This is a genomic window from Mycobacterium sp. IS-1742 (assembly GCF_001500125.1).
Taxonomy (GTDB): Bacteria; Actinomycetota; Actinomycetes; order Mycobacteriales; family Mycobacteriaceae; genus Mycobacterium.
In genome coordinates this window covers 39,753-58,712 of record NZ_LQIV01000014.1, presented here as the reverse complement: position 1 = coordinate 58,712, position 18,960 = coordinate 39,753, and the positions used below count along the sequence as shown (strand labels likewise).

Sequence of the window (18,960 nt, the reverse complement as noted above, 5' to 3'; positions counted from 1 at the left end):
GGGCACGATTTGCCCGGTCATGGACAATCGGGGGGTGACGTCGCGCAGGGACTCGGTGCGGCGGTGGTGGATGTTGCCGGACCACTTCGACTGGGTGACCGGCTATCTGCGCAGCCGCGGAATGATGGTTGCTGCGCGAACCCTCCTGTCCGTGATGGTCGGGTCGCTCGCCCTGGTTCCGATCTTGTTGGTGTTCAGCGATTTCGGGCCGACCTCGACGCTCGGTGTGGCGGTGTCGTGGCTGGCGGGCATCGCCGGGTGGTCGACGATGGTGCCGTACGTCCAGCGGTGGCCGACCCGGGTGCAGTCGCTGGTGGTGTCCTACATCGCCACCGCGTGCGTCGCCGCGATCAGCCTGGTCCAGTCCGACCCCACCATCGCGCTCGTGGGCTGCTTCGGCTTCGTGACGCCTGCCGCGTACGTGGCCTTCCTGCACACGTCTCGCTACACCGCCTATGTGTTCGCGACGGCGGTGGTGGTGGCCGGGATCGCGGCGTTCCGACTGGCCGCGAGCGGTCAACCGGTCGGTGCGCTCGCCCTGTTCTGGTTCGTCGTCGTGCTCAACGCGGTGATCCCGTTCGGGGTGCAGACGATCGTGCACGCCCTCGGGGTCGACGTGGTCCGCTCGGAGTGGGATCCGCTGACGGGGCTGCTGACCCGGCGGGCTTTCTACCAGCGGCTGCGCAGCCTGGTGGCGGACAATCAGCCCGCGGACCGCAACCTGCTGGTCGCGGTGATCGACCTGGACCGGTTCAAGAACCTCAACGACACCCATGGCCACGCCGCAGGAGACCGGGCGCTGATCGCGGTCGGCCGTGCGCTGTCGCGCAGTTCCGGCGACGGCGCGCTGGTCGGTCGCACCGGCGGTGAGGAGTTCGTCGTCGCCACGGTGTCCGCCTCGGCCAGTCCGGCCCAGCTGGCGATGCGGCTGCTCGCCGCCATCGAGAGGGCGGCGCCGCTGACCGCGAGCGTCGGCACCGCGAGCGTGCCGCTGATGCGACTGCGGGTGACGGGGTGGCGCGCCGGCATCGACGAGGCGATCACCGCGGCCGACACGGCCATGTACGACGCGAAACGCGCCGGCGGCAACCGGGTGCGGCACCGCGAGCTGCCGGTGGTGACCGACGACGACGCCTGACCCGGCGGTTCAGAGCCCGGGCTGGTCGTCGATGATCCCGAGCCAGATCTGCGCGGCGTCGATGGCCACCTTCTCTGAGATGAAGGCGTGCTGGGTGCCGGTGTAGATGTCGCGGAACGCCCGTTCGAGACGACTGCCCTCGCGGATCGCGTCGGTGCCCGCCACCAGGTGCGCCCACTCGGCGCACTGCCGTGCGGTGTCGGTGGCGTAGACCGCGGCCACCCGCATGTCGGCGCGCAGGGCGGGTGTCAGGTCGGCGCCGGAGTCGACAGCGGCTTCGGCGGTGGTGAAGGCGTCGAGCACCAGCAGCCGTGCGGCCCGCCACGCCGCCGTGTGGTGAGCCAGGCCCTTCTGGAAGGTGGGGCGGCTCGCCAGCGACGCCATGTCGCTCATCCGGAACTTCGTCGCCGCGAGCTCGGACACGTCGTCGAGCATGCTCCTGGCGACTCCGAGCGCCCATGCGGCGTGCCCGGCGGCGGTGACCGGCATCAGCCCCATCCGGGTGGCCGGTGACGCGCCGCGCAACGGGCTGCGGGAGAACAGCGGGAACGTGCGCCGCACCGGGACGAACACGTCCTCGACGCGGTAGTCGTAGGAGCCGGTGCCCTTCAGGCCCTGCACGTGCCAGCCGTCGGTGAAGGTGACCTCGTTGCGGGGCAGCACGGCCACCTGCATGTCGGGGACGCCGTCGCCGGCCCAGCGGATCTCACCGGCGTCCATCGGCAGGAATCCCGCTGCGACATACTGCGAATGCCCGGTTCCCGATCCGAAGCTCCACGAGCCGCTCAACCGGAACCCACCGGATATGGCTTCCCCCTGGCCATTCGGGAAGAACTGACCGCCCATCGCCACGTGGTTGTCGTGCGCGGTGAAGACCTCGGCGAAACCCTCGTCGGGCAGGTAGCAGGCGGCGGCGAACGACGACGGCAGGTTCGCGATCCCGATCCACCCGAATGATCCGTCCTGCCATGCCATTTCGATCCAGGTCTCGATCATCTCGGAGAAGGACGGTTCCGCGCCGCCCGCGGGCGCCGGGTTGAACGCGCCCATCAGCCCGCTCGCCCACATCGCGTCGACAATCTGGGGGGACAGCGTGCGCAGCCGCTCACTCTCGTCCGCCTGTGACCGTACGAGGTCGCGCATGTCACGGGCCAGCCCGACGACTCCGCACTGTCGTGTCTCCATCGCGGACGACCGTAACGGTTTGCCTCAGCCGCCGACGGGTATTTCAGGATCCCGTCACCGACCGAAGGGAGCCCCCCGATGGCCACTCCGATGTTGCGGCCACTGCTGCGCGTGGTCACCGCGGTGCTGCCGCGCCGGGCGCCCAGCAGGGCGCCGTGGGCTCCCGCGGCGCCGTCGTACCTGAGTTACCAGCTCCGAATCCGGTGATCGACGACGCGGTGCGGTTGGCCGGCCGGACCGCCGTGCGGGTGGCGCGCGGGATCCCCGTCGTCGGCAGCCGGTTCGGCGCACCTCCCCATCTGGACCTCGACGGCCGGGTCGTCTTCGTCACCGGCGCGGCGCGCGGGCTGGGCGCCCGGATCGCCCGGCAGGCGCACGCCCGCGGCGCGTGCGTGGCACTGGTCGGCCGCACCCTGGAACCACTCCAGACCCTGGCCGCCGAACTCGCCGACGCGGCCGCCGCCTTCGAGGCCGACGTCACCGACGCGGCGGCGCTGCGGCGTGCCGCCGACGGTACGGTCGCCACGTTCGGCGGTATCGACGTGGTGGTCGCCAACGCCGGGATCGCACCGCCGTCGGAGACCGTCGCCACCATCGACCCGGACGACTTCGAGCACACCGTCGAGGTGGACCTGCTCGGCCAGTGGCGCACCGCGCGCGCCGCGCTGCCCGCCGTCATCGCGGCCCGCGGCCACATCGCGTTCGTCGGCTCGATCTACGCGTTCTTCAACGGTGTGCTCGCCGCCCCCTACGCGGTCAGCAAGGCGGGGGTCGAACAGCTTTCGCGCGCCCTGCGAGTCGAGCTCGCCCAGCACGGCGTCACGGCCGGCATCGCGTACCTCGGCTTCATCGACACCGACCTGACCAGCGACGCGTTCGCCGACGAGCACGCCGCGGCGATCCGGTCGGCGGCGCCCGGTTTCATCACCAGGCCGATGAGCGCCGAGGCGGCCGCCGAGGCCGTGCTCTCCGGCGTCGAACGCCGCGCCGCGCGGGTCACCGCACCCGCGTGGGTGGGCCCGCTACTGACGGCGCGCACGCTGACCACCACCGTGATGGACGACGTCCTGATGCACAACCCCCGCGTCAACCACGCAGTCCACAGCGCCGAAGCCCTTGCCGCACGGCCGGATTCCTAGCTCAGTCGGGTCGCACGGTGGTCAGGCAGAACGGATGACCGACCGGGTCGAGCAGCACCCGCCACGCCTGCCCGGGCTGGACTTCGGCCTCTGTCGCACCCAGTGCCACGGCGGCGGCCACCGCTGCGTCCAGATCGTCCACCGCGACGTCGAAGTGCATCTGCTGGCGCTGCGGACCGTCGGGCCAGTCGGGTGCCACGTAGGTCTCGGCGCGCATCAACGTCACCATCGGACCGGCGCCCGCCAGGGCGACGACGCCCCGGTCGGGGGTGGCGAAGACCTCCTCCACACCCAGCAGGCCGCGGTAGAACGGCGCGAGCCGGTCGGGGTCGGGACAGTCGACGGAGATGGACGCCAGGGTGCCGACGGGTCCTTCGGGGGAGGTCATGTCGCAGAGCCTAGATCGGCCTCAGCGCACGACGATCGTGTGCTCGCCGCGCGGTACCAGTTCCCCGATGACCGGGGCGCCGGGGATCTCACCGGCGACCAGGAGCCCCCCGGAGGTCTGGGCGTCGGCCAGCAGCAGCGCCTCGTCCTCGTCGACCGCCGACAGGTCGGCGTGCGGCGCCACCCAGTCGAGGTTGCGCCGCGTGCCACCGCTGACGTGGCCGGCCGCGAGCGCGTCGCGCGCCCCGTCGATGTAGGGCACGGCGGCCGCGTCGACCACCGCGGTCACACCGCTGGCCCTCGCGAGCTTGTACAGATGACCGAGCAGGCCGAAACCCGTGACGTCCGTGGCACATTCGGCGCCGGCCTCGAGCGCCGCCACCGCCGCCTGCGCGTTGAGGGTCGTCATCACCTCGATCGCCTCCTGGGACCGCTCACCGGTGGCCTTGTGCCTGCTGTTGAGCACGCCGATCCCGAGCGGTTTGGTCAACGACAGCGGTGTGCCGGGCCTTCCGGCGTCGTTGCGCAGCAACCGGTTCGGGTCGGCGACACCCGTCACCGCCAACCCGTACTTCGGCTCGGGGTCGTCGACGCTGTGCCCGCCCGCGAGGTGGCAGCCCGCGGCGTTGCAGACGTCGAGCCCACCGCGCAACACCTCGGCGGCCAGCTCGAACGGCAGCACGTCGCGCGGCCAGCCCAGCAGGTTCACGGCCACCACCGGGCGGCCGCCCATCGCGTACACGTCCGACAGCGCGTTGGTCGCCGCGATGCGGCCCCAGTCGTACGCATCGTCGACGACCGGGGTGAAGAAGTCCGTCGTCGCGATCAGCGCGGTGTCCCCGGCGATCCGGACGGCCGCGGCGTCGTCGCCGTCGTCCAGACCCACGAGCAGCTCACCGACCGGGTTGTGCGGCCGCGCCGCCGTCAGCCCGCGGACCACGTCCTCCAGTTCGCCCGGCGGGATCTTGCACGCGCATCCGCCGCCGTGGGCGAACTGGGTGAGTCGGTAGGTCACAGACGTCATGCCCACCATGGTGCCTGCCATGATGGGGCCATGGGCCAGGGAGGCGTATCCGGTCTGGTGACCGGCGCGATCTTCAAAATCGTCGAACGGCAGGATCTGTCGTTGGCGGGTTCGATTCCCGTCCGCCTCCGCCATACTCCCCGCGATTTCGGTGTAGTCGGTCGCGCCCAGCGCGACGAAACACACCGAAATCACCGCCGGGGAGCGGCATGAGTGACCCGCGCCGCCGTGTCCCCCGCACCGATTCGCTACTCGCCGATCCGCGACTGGCCGAGGCGCAACGACTGCTGGGGCGCACGCTGGTCAAGGCGGTGGTCGCCGAGGCGCAGCAGCGGGCCCGCGCCGGGGACATCGCCCCCGAGCAGGTGGCCGACCACGCCGTCGCCGCGTTGCCGTCCGCCGCGGTGAGCCTGCGCCCGGTGATCAACGCGACCGGGGTCGTCGTCCACACCAACCTCGGTCGGGCACCGCTGTCCCGGACCGCCGTCGACGCGGTGGTGACGGCCAGCGGGGCGACCGACGTCGAATTCGACCTCGGCACCGGTCGACGCGCCCGCCGCGGGCGTGGCGCGCTCGCCGCCCTCGCCCGGGCGGTGCCCACCGCGGGCGGTGTGCACGTGGTCAACAACAACGCGGCCGCGCTGCTGCTGGCCGCGATGACACTGGCCGGCGGGCGCGAGATCGTGGTCAGCCGAGGCGAACTCATCGAGATCGGCGATGGCTTCCGCATCCCCGAACTGCTCGAGTCGACCGGGGCGCGCATCCGGGAGGTCGGCACCACCAACCGGACGCATCTGCGCGACTATGCCGACGCGATCGGCCCGGACACCGGTTTCGTGCTCAAGGTGCACCCGTCGAACTACCACATCAGCGGCTTCACCAAGACCGTCCCGATCTCCGAACTCGCGGGGTTGGAGGCGCCGCTCGTCGTCGACATCGGCTCGGGCCTGCTGACCCCGCACCCGGTGTTGCCCGACGAGCCCGATGCCACGACCGCACTGCGCGACGGCGCCGACCTGGTCACCGCCAGCGGCGACAAACTGCTCGGCGGACCGCAGGCGGGTCTGCTGTTCGGCGGTTCGAACGTGATCGAGCGGCTGCGCAGGCATCCGGCCGCCCGGGCGCTGCGGGTCGACAAACTCACGCTGGCCGCGCTCGAGGCAACCCTGGTGGGTCCGCCGACGCCGGTCGAGCGCGCGCTGACCGCAGACATCGCCGCCCTGCGGGAGCGTGCGCAGCGGCTTGCCGACCGGCTGCCCGACGCGCGGGCCGTCGACTGTGTGGCGGCGGTCGGCGGGGGCGGCGCCCCGGAGGTGTCGCTGCCCAGCGCCGGCGTCAGCCTGCCCGAGTCGTACGCGCCCGCCCTGCGCGCAGGGATGCCTCCGGTGGTGGGCCGCGTCGAGGCCGGCCGCTGCCTCCTCGACCTGCGCACGGTTGATCCGGAGCAGGACCGGCAGCTGCTCGAGGCCATCGCGGCATGTATGTAGTCGCGACCGCGGGCCACGTCGACCACGGCAAGTCGACGCTGGTCCAGCGGCTCACCGGGATGTGGCCCGACCGGCTCGCCGAGGAGCAGCGCCGCGGCCTGACCATCGACCTGGGATTCGCCTGGGCCGACATCGGCGGACGCGAGATGGCCTTCGTCGACGTGCCCGGCCATGAGCGGTTCGTGGCCAACATGCTCGCGGGTGTGGGACCGGTCCCGGCGGTGATGTTCGTCGTCGCGGCGACCGAGGGGTGGATGCCGCAGTCGCAGGAGCACCTGGCCGCGCTCGATGCGCTCGGCGTGCGGCGCGCGCTGCTGGTCGTCACGAAAGCCGACCTCGCCGACCCGGAACCGGCAATCGAGCAGGCCCTGACGGCGTTCTCGGGAACCGGTATGGCCGGTCCGCCGGTCGCCGTCGGCACCGACCTCGACGGCGTGCGCACCGCACTCGTCGACCTCGTCGACCGGTTGCCAGACCCCGACGACGCCGCCGACGTCCGGCTCTGGGTCGACCGCTCCTTCACGGTGCGCGGGGCGGGCACCGTCGTCACCGGCACGCTCGCCGCGGGGACGCTGCGCGTGGACGACGAACTCGAGCACGCCGGGCGGCGCGTCAGCGTGCGCGGGCTGCAGTCGCTGGGGCAGCAGCGCAGCGCCGTCGGTCCGGTGGCCCGCGTCGCGGTCAATCTGCGGGGTGTCGACCGGCAGGACATCGGACGCGGCGACACGCTGCGCACCCCCGGCGCTTGGCTCGACACCGATGAGGTCGACGTCGCACTGCGCGTGGCCGACGACCTGCACCCTCGCCTCGTCATGCACATCGGTTCGGCCGCGGTGCCCGTGCACGTCCGCCCCCTCGGCGCCGCGGCCCGGCTGCGGTTGTTGCGGCCGTTGCCGCTGCGGGTCGGCGATGTCGGGCTGTTGCGTGATCCGGGCCGGCACCGCATCGCCGCCGGAGTGAGGGTGCTCGACGTGCGGCCCCCGCCGTTGCGGCGGCGGGGGGCGGCCCGCGAGCGCGCCCAGGAGCTGGCCGAGGGGCGCACGCCCCCACCGCTGTTCGCACGGGTGTCCGATCTGCGCGCGATGGGCGCGCCGCAGACCGGCCGGCGCATCGGGGCGTGGATGGTCGACGAGACGTGGTGGGGCCGGCGCCGCGACGACGCGGTGGCTGCCGTGCGGCAGTGGTCGGCCGTCCACGACGTGGCGGCGGGGATGCCGCTGGAGACACTGCGCCGTGAGATCGGTTTGCCGGCAATCGAACTCGTCGCCCCGCTGCTCGCGGACACCACGCTGGAGGTGTCCGACGGCAGGGTCCGGGAGCCCGGGATGACGCTGCCGGCGCGGGTCGACGAGGCGGTCCGCAACATCGAGGAGTCGCTGGCCGCCGAACCGTTCCGCGCACCAGAGGCGGACACGCTCGCCGAGTTGGGGCTCGGCGCACCGGAACTGGCCGCGGCGGTGCGGGCGGGACGGCTCACACGGATCGCCGACGGCATCGTCCTCGGTGCGGACGCGCTGGGGCACGCGGCCAAGATCCTTGCGGCGCTCCCCCAGCCGTTCACCGTCGCCGAGGCCAAACGGGCACTGGGCACCACCCGTCGCGTCGCGGTGCCGCTGCTCGAGCGGCTGGACGCCCAGCGGATCACCCGCAGGCGTGACGACGGGACGCGCACGCTCACCGCCGAACGTCGACGTGCCGACAATCCGCGGCGCGATGTCTAGCGAATGGTCTGCCTACGACGTCGTTGTTCGAGGATAATTCGCACACTTGATAGTTGCGCAACGAAACGGGGGCCTGAGGCGTGATTGTCGTGTACGGCGGTTCCCAGGCTGACGAGGCCGATCGAGCGAACCCCAGAATGCCATTGGATCGTGCGAACGCGTTGCGCTTGCGGATCAGGGGGCTGCTGCAATCGCTGCAACCCGCGTGTGTTGTCGGCGCTCTTGCTTCCGGAGCAGACATGATCTTCGCGCAGGCGGCTTTGGCTGAGCAGATTCCGGTGAAGGTGGTCCTCCCATTCGACCGAGACCGATTCCGAGAAACCAGCGTCGCGGTCAGGGGTGAGCCGTGGACGAGTCATTACGACCGAATTCTTCAAAATGACGCGGTCGCGGTCAGGGAATTCGATCTGGATCCGGCCGACGAGCGCACCTACCACCTACACAACCAACACTTGCTCGACGCGGCCGATGCGCTCGCCGCGGCGGAGGCTCAACGAGTATGGCTCTTCACGCTACGGCCGGCGACTGCCGACGACGAGTTGAGCGTGACCGACGATCTGGTTCTGCGCGCTGAAGAGCGCGGCATGTTGACAGTCGACCTCGACCCGATCCAATCGAGTGGAACCGCCTTCATCGTGATGCCTTACGGGCGAAAGCGCGATCCCCGATTGGGACGCTACGTCGATTGCGATGCTGCGTTCCACAAGGTCTACCGCGTCCTCATGGAGGACCTCGACACTGCATGGACGCGCGCCGACCTGGAGACCGACAGCGGCATCATCCACTCGGGCATGCTCGCAGAACTCGCCAATTCGGACATCGTGCTCGTCGATCTGTCCACCCTGAACTTCAATGTCGCCTACGAGCTGGGAGTACGACACGTATTCGCTCCGCGCTCGACAGTTCTCGTGGATCCGGCAATCGAATCGTTCAAACCGAAGCCGCCACCGTTCGACGTCAACATGATCAGGACCCACAGTTTCGTACGCCGTACCGATTCCGTATCAGACGAGCAGGCAGAGAGGGCGATTCGCGCGCTCAGACCAGTATTACAAGAGGCGTTGACCTCTGATCACACCGATAGCCCAGCTCATGCGTGGTTTGATCTGGAAGACGTCGTCCGTCCCTTTCGACAGCGGTTCAGCGGCCCGCACCACGGACGACTCGAAGCCGATCTCAGACAGCAAATGACTGACGCTCTGCGGCGACCCGATCAGGAAGCATTCGAGTTACTCGCCACTCGAATCGGCGCTGCCAAGGGCCTACCGCCATCAACGGTGCGCGGACTCCGGATCGAACTGGCATCCGCCCTGTTGGACGAAGGGGCATACGGGCGTGCCCGTGATCTGCTCGAGTCAGCGGAACCAGACGGACGAGATCCCCTGTACAGAGTCTGGCTCCAGAAGTCTGTGATGGCGTATCGCCGCTTGGGAGAGACGGCAAGTGATGTCGGCACACGATCGGAAATGTGGCGTAGTGCAGAAGCATTCCTCATCGAAGCGGAACGGCGCGGCTATGTGGATTCGGAGACGCACGGCATATGGGGTGGTCTGCTCAAGAGGCAACTTCACACCCAGCGATCGACGCTGACGGCGGGTCAAAAGAGCCGACTCTTCAGCGAGATCGAACGGCAGTACCGCCTCGGTTTTCAGCTCGATCCCGACTACTACACCGGCGTGAACCTGGCCATGGCCATCCGTTTGAGCGATCGTCCACGGGACGCTCATTTCAGCGCAGATTTTTCGGAAGTCGTCACCGTCACCAATTTCTTGACGCGGGTCGCGCTGACGAACGATCCGTCCGACTTCTGGGCGCTTGCCACTCGAGCAGAGCTCGTACTGCATGAGAGCCTGGAAAGTGGCACGGATTTCGACGAGGCTCTTTACCGGTATTCAGAGGCCGCAAGGTATGGCCGGGGCGATCAGATTCGCAGCGCGCGATTTCAGTTGCAGTTCCTCGCCGACTGCGGCGACCCGAAGGACGTGATCGACCGCCTGCTCACCGCCCTCACACCCTGACGACGGGTCCGCACGGGCAATTCTGTATGGCACAAGCGAATTCGCGATGTCGATCCGATTCGGGTGCGCTTGTTCGGACGATGGCGTAGCCGAAGGATGCCGCTATCGCCGGGTAGGTCTCCGTTGCGATCCTGCGGTTGTAGTCGGCAGCTTTCCGAAGACGGACCGGTGTTTCCCCGCTGGCTTCCAGCGCGACAAGACCTCGGTAGCAGTACTGGTTGGCACGTGATGTGCTGTAGGTGATGACTCGTTCCACCCGGGCAGGCCATCGGCTGGTATCCGTCCACGTGCGAGTCAGCCAGTCGTGGTGCTCGGACTCCGCAATGTATTCGATGTCCTCAGAAGTCAGCGGCGGAGCCTCGATGGCGTTGGTGTCGAGCGCTCGACGTAACTCGAACCCACGGTCTGCCAGCACCTCCAGCATCACTTCCGCGGCACGCTTGCTGGAATATCGGCTGGCGATCTCTCGGCGGGCCGAACGCGCGGCGTCCTCTGCCGACCCGTTGCACCGACGCGCTGCCCGGATTCGCTCTCTTTCGAGTCCGCGTGTGGACTCCCCCATCGGCGCGCCGGGTTGCCATCCTGTGACAGGCGATCCGACACCGCCGACGGAGAACATGATCTGGTAGGCCAGGTCAAATGTTCTGGCCCATTGTGTGCCCGTGACATCCGTGACGAGTGTGGCGTCCAGGCCGACATCGGCTGGGTCGAGGACCAGGATGGGTAACTCACGATCGCTCGTCGTGGGTGACTTCATCGTCGGGGAGCCCAGCCACTCCCGGCCGGTCAAGACGTCCGGGCGCTCCTCCTCCCGGTATCGGAGCTCTACGGCGCCCTTTGTCATGTCGGCGTCTGCGATCGCGATCCAGAGATCCGCTGCGGCTCGGTTCGTCAGCACGTGCCGCACGACCGCGGCGGATGTAGCGCCCGTGACGATCTTGATGCGCATTCCTGCTCCACTTGGTGTCGGCGGGTCCCCGCAGACGACAGTCACCCGAGGCACGGTCGTGTGATCCGCCAAACCGACGCCATCGCGAGGGATACGGAGGAACTCCAACGATCTGCACAGCCGCCGCACCCAAATGTCGATGGTTCGGTCGAGGTTGAGCTGCGGGTCAGAGCGCGCGCTGGGCGACTCCACGTCGATGACGGCGACACTGACGTGTTCCGTTTTCGAGCCGGTCACCGCCGCAACGATCACATGGCAGACATGCTCCGCGATATTCTCAGCTGGACAGGTGATCTCGTTGGCAGGCAGCACTCTCCCGAGCGACTCAGGACGCAGCAACTCTGCGTACTCGGAGTCGTGTATGACGACGAGGTCTCTCGGCTGTCGGCCGAGTGCGGGCTGCCGTCCAGCAGAGGACGCGCGCCCGCTTGTGCGCACGCGGCGCATCTCCGTGTGAAGAGCCATGTTCGACCGATCGGAATCCGTCGCGATCACGACGGTACGCGCGCGCTTGACCGCCCTCCGTGCCGGAAAACTCGTGAGTGCGGAGGGCATCTCGCCGGAGGCGATGATAGGAACGGTCGGTTCGGCGGCCCTGGCGGCCAATGACCTCCGTGTGTCCGTGAGCAGTACCGCCGGGATACCTCGATCAATACTGGATGTCACCAACATGGCGGCCGATGAGCCGTCGCCGATCACGACCAACCGACGAGCGGGTCGAATCGTCCGCACGAAATCTCGCACACGGCGAGAGAGAAGGACCAACGAGCCTGCGGTGATCAGGGTCAGGCTCAGAGCGATGATCCCGACGACACTCAGCTCCCTTGGTGGCATCGGGTCCCAGTCCGGGTTCAGCGAGATGTACGCGCCGGTGAACAACGCGAGCGTCGCCCATAGCCGCTGCCAATTGCTCGACGAGCTGTGGTCACCGGTCTCCACGTCGAATTGGCCGGTTATGTGAAATCCCCACATGAAGACCACCGCGATCGCAATCGCCAAGAGCGCGGGCACGAGCACGGAGCCCCGCATCCATCGGCGGCCGCCACGAATACGCCGGGCTGCCCGAATTCTCACAATCATGGACCGCCTCGTTACTCCTCGATTCAGTTCGGGACGGGCGTCCTGCCGGTCCAACCCTGATTCTCACAGAATTGACGAGCAACACACCGGTATTGCGCTCCGGCAGCGGTTCCGCAGTTTGTCAGTGACAATCGATCGGGAAGAAGCAGTCGACGTGAGGTAAGCGCAGTGAACACTGCCGTCAACGACCCCGATGATTTTCCGTCCGTCTATCGCAGTGTCGACACCCTGTCGTCAGCCGCGCAGCGAAGTTACCTCGGTTGGTTCAAAATCCGCTTGTACGGGTTCCTCATTGCTGCAGTCGGTGGTGCCATTGTTTGGATCGTCGGCCCAATCAACATGGGTGGAGCTGTCGCCTTTGTTGCCTTTGCAATTTCACTGGCTGCCGAGCTCGTGCTCGCCCTCCGGCGGCAGGACCGAGTTTGGCATCAAGGTCGGGCGGTCGCCGAGCACGCCAAGACACTCAGTTGGCGCTATATGGCGCACGGAGCTCCCTTCGAGACGGGCGTGACTGACGTCGATGCCAGGTTCCTGTCCAAGTTGAAGGACGTGTGGCAAGAACACACCGACATGGTTGTCGAATCGGTCGTCGGCGACCGCCAGATCTCGCCTGCGATGCACGAGGTACGCGACCTGGATTTCGAGATGCGTCGGGATGTGTATCTGCGGGACCGGATTGGCAGGCAGCACACGTGGTATTCGGCCAACGCCGCGCTCAACGCATCGAGAGCGCATCGTTGGATGACGGCTGCGGTCGCGTTCGAGTTTGTCGGCCTCATCGGTGCCGCGTGCAAAGCCGCCGGTTTCATCACCGTCGACCTGCTGGGAATCTTCGCCACAGCGGCGGCAGCAGCCGCTACCTGGTTGCAGGCCAAACAGTACGAACGGCTTGCATCCGTGTACGGCAGTACAAGTCAGGAGTTGGCAGCCGTCGCATCGGTGGTCGAGTCCGCCGTCGATGAAAGACGGTGGCCGGACCTGGTGGACGAGGCCGAGCAGGTGATCACGCACGAGCACCATCTGTGGCGTGCAACTCTCGGTATCCCCGCCCGTCGTCCCTGACCCGCCCGCACGCCGACGGAGGTGTTATCTATGACCGCGAAGGCCATGGCTCAGCACATTGCCAGCGCTGCGTTGAATTATCGCTGGCATATCTTGGTAGTGGCTGCACTCACCGCATTCGTACTGGGCTGCGTGGGCTACTGGCAGTACTTCACGAACGCTGACGGGACTCCGCCGGCGGCAAGCGATGCAATCTACTGGAGCCTCAGGACGTTCTTGACCTACGCACCGTTGGATCCGCACCTCCCGCTGGCCTTGGACATTGCTCGATTCTTGGGCCCTGCCGTCGCGGGATACGCCGGGTTGGAGGCACTGACCCTGCTGTTCCGCGATCGTCTCCAACAGATGCGCGCGACGCATATGCGGGGGCACGTGATCATCTGTGGCCTCGGGTATATCGGCGCGACATTCCTCCGCGAGCTCGACGGCACCGGTACCAAAGTGGTGGCAGTCGACATCGACGCTGCCAACCCACACATCGAATTGTGCCGCGCATTAGGGGTGCCGGTAGTGGTGGGGGACGCACGGCTACCCCGCGTACTGCAGGCCGCAGGGGTGCATCGAGCCGCACGACTACTCGCCGTGACACCAGACGACGCGCTGAACGCTGAGATAGTCGCTGTTGCGAGGCGTTTGAGTGCGGCGAGGCGCCGCGGCCGATTGAGATGCCTCGCGCGGGTGGGAGACCCCGAGCTGTGTGTGTTGTTGCGCGTCCACGAAGCACGCCGCGCCGGCGCCTCGTCGACGCTGGACTTCTTTAACACCGAGGAGATCGGAGCGCGGTTGATGCTGCGGGACGTTCCGATCGATACCGACCGCAGTTCAGTGCATATCATCGTCGCCGATCTCAACGCCCTCGGTTCCTGGGTGGTTTATCACGCCGCACAAGCGTGGTTCGAAACACACAGGGGGGACCACCAATCGCTCATTGTCAGCGTTGTCGATGAGATGGCGGCCGACCGCATCAGCGCACTCCTGAGTACGCATCCCGCGCTTGGGCATGTGTGTAGGTTCATCATCAGCGGGCGAGAAGCCGACAGTCCTGCGATACCACCCCCGTCTCGGGCCTATGTCGCGGCGTATCGAGACCAAGACGGGTTGACCACAGCGCTGAGATTGCGATATGAGCTCGACGACGGCGTGCCCGTGGTCGTCGCACTGGACCGAACTGACGGGGTGGCAGGACTGCTCGACGACGCCCGGCACGCCGGTGCGTACAACATTCACGTCTTTCCGACCCTCGAACGCAGTTGTTCTGTCGGCTTGGTTGAGGGCGGTTCGTTCGAGACGATCGCCGAGGCGATCCACCGGCGTTGGCGGACTGAAACCGCGGCCAGGGGCGTGACCGCACCACCGTGGTCGGAAGCGGACAAAGCAGGACGCGAGTCCAGTCGCGCACAGGCACGGCACATACCGGTCAAGTTGCGCGCTATCGGGTGTGAGGTGACGCCGTTACGCGACTGGGCCGCATCGCAGTTCGAACTGAGCGCCTCGGAAGTAGAGACGCTCGCGGCCATGGAGCACGATCGGTGGCGAGACGAGCGAAGATCTCGACCATCCAAGGACGAACGAACTGACAGCGGTGACGTTCACATGGTTCCGTTCGACGAGCTTCCCGGTGAGATCGCCGAAATGAACCGTGCCTTCGTGCGAGATATTCCTGGACTGCTCGCCTCGGCCGGACTGCAACTCGTGCGGGCGCCCGAACTTGCTCGCGTACGCCATGTCGAGGCCGACAACATCTGAGCGGCGGTCGGTTTCAGGCTTCGGGCCGCTCACGCCACGGCTCCCCGTCGCGACGCAGAGGTGTTCGGTCACGTGCCTTCTGCGCTTTGTCGTCCCATTCGTAGATTAATCCGTCGCGTACCAAGAACTTCACGCCGCTGCCGTCATCGACAACTTTCCCTTCGTAGTTGTCGATGTTCTCGCCGTAGCACGTCTCGAAGACGTGGCGAGTGTATTTCCGTTCGTCGTGCACAAGGGTGCCGACGGGAGTTTCCCAGGCGCCGTGCTTCCACATCTTGTAGACGTCGACTGTCTGTGTCACAACCGATAGAACGCCGGCGGTCCTGCCGACGGCGCGTAGGAAGCCCGTTCCACCGCCCCGTGGCCGCAGCTTCGCTATGGCAGGTGAGGAGCCCGTGCGCGCAGGTGCGATCTTCGCGGAGCGTAGACCGCTGACCGGGCTTGGCGTTGGTGGCACGGGTACGGGATTCTGCTCAGCCGCAATCGGGGAGTTCGGTGGGATCTTCCCTATGTTCGGTGGCTTCCTACCAGGGAAGTGACGCGCCACGTTGGCGCTGTTCTCCGCCCGTGTCTGCGGAGGATTGAGGGGGTTGACCTGACCTTTCGGCGTCGCCACGACCTGACGTGCTGGATGAAGCACGGAGTGTTTCTGATGAAGACCTCTCGGGACGGGAACCGTTGCGCCACCCTGACCCACATGGTGATGATCCAATGTCTGCCCCTTGAAGCCCTTGTGCTGCGGGTACTTCGAGATCCAGGCGCGGTCGACGATCGGGGACTTCCCCGCTTCGATCCTGCGGAGATTCTTCTTACTCAAGGCGCCCATGGACTTGTACTTGTCCCTCCATACACGCCAGAACATACGATGGTCCCGCGCGAAGCCCAGTTCGCTGGAAGACACACCTGCTCCTTTGCCTCTCCAGGGCATATCCACAGACTCATGCGGCAGATTCAGCGGATTGTCGGGTTCGCGGCCGGATTGATACCCACCGTTAGGTGTGCCGTTCTGCCTCTTCCTGGCGGGCGTGGTGACTCGTGACGCAGTGCGCAGCCATCCGCCGGGCCGCTGGCTTCCACCGTGCGCTTGGGCAGTCGCAGAGTGAGGTCTGGGCTCAACTCGAGTGACCCGGATTTGTTCAGGTGGATGCGTCGTGGATTTGGGGGCCGGCGGGGGGTTTCTGCGAACGTTCTCGGTCCAACGCGAACCGTTCCACCATCGCATCGGTGCTCGGCGCGACGGATCGGCGTACCACCCGGGGGCGGGGCGGGGCACCTTGTTCGCAATCGGGCGACCGGTGTTCGACTCCTTCGCGCGTCCTGTGATCCGAGACCAGAGCGAGGGCTTCGGCGTACCCGACGCCGGCGCCGTCTGTGAGTCGGCTCGGCGTTGTTGATCGCGTCGTTGTTGATCGCGTCGTTGTTGATCGCGTCGCTGTTGATCGCGTCGCTGCTTCTCCAGCCTCCGCTGGGTTGACGCCCGATTGAAGGACGATCGATTGAACGACGACCGTCCGAAGGATGACCGTCCGAAGGATGACCGACTCATGGGTACACCTCACTGTGTCGAGCAATGGGAACTGCAGACAAGTGCCGCTACAAGGCCGTGGGCATGCATCAGTTCGTTCGGCTGGGGCTGCCTGCCGCGGGAGCGGTCCATTGATCCCCGCATCATTCGGCTTCTCCTAGCGCGGAGAGAACTTCGTCAGATCCGCTGGTAAAGGCGCGACCCTATATTCGATCCCGGCGTCTTTCAGCGCTCGGCGAAGGCGCTCTGCTTCCCCAGTAGCAGGCAGAGGTTCAGTTCCGTACCAGACGGCCGAGCGAATCTTCCTTTCCCTTTTCAGTTGCAGATCTTTGCCCACCTGTTGGATTTTGAAGTTGACCTTTTCTCGAAGTACATCCTGTGGGACTTTGCTCCATGGGGTGGTGTTGAACTCATAGAGCGTCTTCGTTCGCGGATCGAAGTGGTCGGCCACCCTCGAATCAAGCTTCGATTTTCTGGTCAGTACAAAGGACTTCGAGCTTAGACGTCCGCCGACCACGGACTCACCGTAGCGATCGTGTACATACGTCGCCCTCACCTCTACCTTGGTTCGACGTTGAGTGGGCGAGTTCGCCGGCGTCGGCGGCATCGGCGGCCGCGGTCTAGGCGACGGGGGAATCTGTGGGCGCCGCCCCAGGAACTTGAACACACGGGATGGTTGCGGCCGAGATCCTGCCGGTCGTCCCGGAATGTCCGAACCTTGTTGCGCGAGAGGTGGTCTGACGACCTTCGGTCGCAACTCACGAACTACCCCCCTGATGGCCGACGTCGCGCGTGACCGCGAACGTGTCGGGGTACTGCCCATGTCATCCGTGCCCGTGCGTTGAACCTCGACTTCCGTCGGCTGAGGGCTGAGGGCACCTGTGCTCGGCGGAACGTGATTGTCGTTCGCAGGTCCGCGTTGATCCGCCTTCCCGGCCGCCGGTACGCCACCCGGCCGAGGCACCATATTGTCGTTCGCCGGTTTGTCACCGGCTGAACGATCCCTGGGACGGACGCCGCGGCGAGGGGCTTTCGGGTTCGGGTCGACACCGGATCGGGGAGCAGTACGCGGCAGGCCGGCGGTGGGGGGCTTGTCCGGCGATGCAGGTGCATTGCGTCGCGACGGAGTCGCGCTGCGCATCCCAGCCAGTCCGGCTGCCATACCGCCGAGGAACTCGTCTCTTGCGTCCTGTAACCCCTGCTCTTTGGCAGCGTCGACTTGATCTTCGGGACCGACTCGCGTTTCCGTGACTCGCCTTCCCGCCATATAGGGATGAGGAACGGAGACTTCGTCGATGACCGTCTTACGTGGCGGGCGAGAGCGATCTTCGGTCTCGCTGTAAACCGGCCTGATCTCGCCCTTCTCGATCATCCGTGCTTCCAGCTCCAGCGGGTCCACCTTGTCGGGCGGAACCGGCCCATACTCCTTCAAGACCAGATCGTTGAAACTCTTCCCTGTTTTTGCCGTCAGCATCGCTTTGATGTCGTCGTCCGTCCGGCCCGCGCGCTGGTCCCGGCGTGTCCGCCCTGAGAGGTACGAACGTATGCCGCGCCCGTACAGGGTCGGTGCGTTTGGGTCCGCACTCTGCGGTCCGTGGTTCGCCGATTGAGTGACTTGAGGTGGTCGCGCAGTCTCGGCGGGCGCGCCCGCATCGTTCGATCGCACCACTTTCTGCCGGTTTGGAATGCGGTTACGCAATCGTTCGGCCTTTGGCTTGAGCCGGCCGCCGGAAGTGGGTGTCTCAATCGGCATCCCGCGGCCATTGTTGTCGCCGCGCCGCGGAGGAACGCTCGACTCGGCCGGCCGGCCGAGGTCATCCGACGCTCTCTCACCCCGGCCGTTCGCGGTTCGGCCGGTCCAGCCCTTGCCGTCCCACCACCGCAGCGGCGCTCGACGGGACGGGTCCGCATACCAGCCCGCATTCGGCAACCGTCGAGGCGGCCGGAACGGGCCCCGCCTCTGTTCGCGCGTTTGCGCTCCGGGCGTCCTTACTTGCTCCTGTCCGATCGTCACCCTTTGTCGGGGCGGTCGAGCCGATGGCTGAGAAGCCGCCGCCGGCGATTGTGAGCTCGCCGGGCGTTGTCTGAATCCGAGGCTCCGGAGGAGGGCCCGCCATCCACCTCGTCTGTCGCCACGGCCGAGCGCGCTGCCACCGCCCGTGCGTCCGGTGCGCTTCGTCGTCCCCGACAATGTTGGTTTGGTCGACTCGATGTTCTTCGGCGCAACCGCTCCGGCTGGTGTGCCTTCCTCCCACGTCGCATGCGGGCTGTCCACATCGGCTGGGTCGGGTGCTCCCCAGCCGTCCTTGAAAGGTGGGGGCGCGGTAGGCGGCGCTGTTTTACCCTGTCTGTCCGAACGTTGTTGTTGATCGCGTCGCTGTTGATCGCGTCGCTGCTTCTCCAGCCTCCGCTGGGTTGACGCCCGATTGAAGGACGATCGATTGAACGACGACCGTCCGAAGGATGACCGACTCATCTTTCTTTCCTTCCCCCGCCCGT

14 protein-coding genes, 1 tRNA gene and 1 pseudogene are annotated in these 18,960 nt (G+C 66.9%); 9 read left to right on the top strand and 7 right to left on the bottom strand.

Going from position 1 to position 18,960, the window contains the following annotated elements; translation table 11 throughout:
* Positions 1–34: 34 nt before the first annotated feature.
* Positions 35–1,138: a GGDEF domain-containing protein gene (locus tag AU196_RS11045; RefSeq protein ID WP_231737528.1), complete on the top strand. Its 1,104-nt coding sequence runs from the start codon at positions 35–37 to the stop codon at positions 1,136–1,138.
* Between the two features lie 9 nt (positions 1,139–1,147).
* Here AU196_RS11045 and AU196_RS11040 read toward each other — a convergent pair whose 3' ends face one another.
* Positions 1,148–2,323 carry an acyl-CoA dehydrogenase family protein gene (locus tag AU196_RS11040; RefSeq protein WP_059095111.1) on the bottom strand — a complete coding sequence of 392 codons (1,176 nt, stop codon included), beginning with the start codon at positions 2,321–2,323 and terminating at the stop codon, positions 1,148–1,150.
* 78 nt (positions 2,324–2,401) lie between these two features.
* On the opposite strand from AU196_RS11040, the gene AU196_RS26280 reads away from it, so the two are divergent.
* Both AU196_RS26280 and AU196_RS11035 read left to right on the top strand, forming a co-directional pair.
* Complete coding sequence (locus AU196_RS26280) at positions 2,402–2,530, top strand: hypothetical protein (protein ID WP_286141144.1); 129 nt, start codon at positions 2,402–2,404, stop codon at positions 2,528–2,530.
* Positions 2,527–3,462, top strand: a complete 936-nt coding sequence (locus tag AU196_RS11035) for a short-chain dehydrogenase/reductase (protein ID WP_231737526.1) — start codon at positions 2,527–2,529, stop codon at positions 3,460–3,462. The genes AU196_RS26280 and AU196_RS11035 overlap by 4 nt, the downstream gene beginning before the upstream one ends.
* Position 3,463: 1 nt before the next feature.
* On the opposite strand, the gene AU196_RS11030 is transcribed toward AU196_RS11035, so the two are convergent.
* Positions 3,464–3,850, bottom strand: coding sequence for a VOC family protein (locus tag AU196_RS11030; RefSeq protein WP_059095109.1), 387 nt, complete (start codon positions 3,848–3,850; stop codon positions 3,464–3,466).
* A gap of 21 nt (positions 3,851–3,871) precedes the next feature.
* Positions 3,872–4,873: a selenide, water dikinase SelD gene (selD, locus tag AU196_RS11025; protein ID WP_082695677.1), complete on the bottom strand. Its 1,002-nt coding sequence runs from the start codon at positions 4,871–4,873 to the stop codon at positions 3,872–3,874.
* 39 nt (positions 4,874–4,912) lie between these two features.
* On the opposite strand from selD, the gene AU196_RS11020 reads away from it, so the two are divergent.
* The 4 genes from AU196_RS11020 (at position 4,913) to AU196_RS11005 (ending at position 10,099) form a co-directional block, all read left to right on the top strand.
* Positions 4,913–5,007: transfer RNA gene (locus AU196_RS11020), tRNA-Sec, on the top strand.
* Between the two features lie 75 nt (positions 5,008–5,082).
* Positions 5,083–6,360: an L-seryl-tRNA(Sec) selenium transferase gene (selA, locus tag AU196_RS11015; RefSeq protein WP_059095108.1), complete on the top strand. Its 1,278-nt coding sequence runs from the start codon at positions 5,083–5,085 to the stop codon at positions 6,358–6,360.
* Positions 6,351–8,081 (top strand): selenocysteine-specific translation elongation factor, encoded by a 1,731-nt coding sequence (locus AU196_RS11010; protein ID WP_059095107.1) that lies wholly within the window; start codon positions 6,351–6,353, stop codon positions 8,079–8,081. The genes selA and AU196_RS11010 overlap by 10 nt, the downstream gene beginning before the upstream one ends.
* A 239-nt stretch (positions 8,082–8,320) precedes the next feature.
* Positions 8,321–10,099: a tetratricopeptide repeat-containing protein gene (locus AU196_RS11005; protein ID WP_059095106.1), complete on the top strand. Its 1,779-nt coding sequence runs from the start codon at positions 8,321–8,323 to the stop codon at positions 10,097–10,099.
* On the opposite strand, the gene AU196_RS11000 is transcribed toward AU196_RS11005, so the two are convergent.
* Positions 10,089–12,065: a potassium channel family protein gene (locus AU196_RS11000; protein WP_157546233.1), complete on the bottom strand. Its 1,977-nt coding sequence runs from the start codon at positions 12,063–12,065 to the stop codon at positions 10,089–10,091. The genes AU196_RS11005 and AU196_RS11000 overlap by 11 nt on opposite strands.
* A gap of 231 nt (positions 12,066–12,296) precedes the next feature.
* Here AU196_RS11000 and AU196_RS10995 point away from each other — a divergent pair, with 231 nt between their 5' ends.
* Both AU196_RS10995 and AU196_RS10990 read left to right on the top strand, forming a co-directional pair.
* Positions 12,297–13,190 (top strand): DUF4231 domain-containing protein, encoded by an 894-nt coding sequence (locus AU196_RS10995; RefSeq protein WP_059095104.1) that lies wholly within the window; start codon positions 12,297–12,299, stop codon positions 13,188–13,190.
* 30 nt (positions 13,191–13,220) lie between these two features.
* On the top strand, positions 13,221–14,936 hold the full coding sequence (locus AU196_RS10990) for a potassium channel family protein (RefSeq protein WP_059095103.1): 1,716 nt from the start codon (positions 13,221–13,223) through the stop codon (positions 14,934–14,936).
* 13 nt (positions 14,937–14,949) lie between these two features.
* On the opposite strand, the gene AU196_RS25815 is transcribed toward AU196_RS10990, so the two are convergent.
* From AU196_RS25815 to AU196_RS26335, 3 genes and pseudogenes are all read right to left on the bottom strand, one after another.
* Entirely contained in the window at positions 14,950–16,482 is a 1,533-nt protein-coding gene (locus tag AU196_RS25815; RefSeq protein ID WP_082695674.1) for a DUF2510 domain-containing protein, read from the bottom strand.
* A 136-nt stretch (positions 16,483–16,618) separates the two neighbouring features.
* Positions 16,619–18,214: a hypothetical protein gene (locus tag AU196_RS25105; protein ID WP_231737524.1), complete on the bottom strand. Its 1,596-nt coding sequence runs from the start codon at positions 18,212–18,214 to the stop codon at positions 16,619–16,621.
* Between the two features lie 99 nt (positions 18,215–18,313).
* Positions 18,314–18,937 (bottom strand): annotated as a pseudogene (locus AU196_RS26335) (DUF2510 domain-containing protein); the annotation flags it as partial.
* Positions 18,938–18,960: the final 23 nt, after the last annotated feature.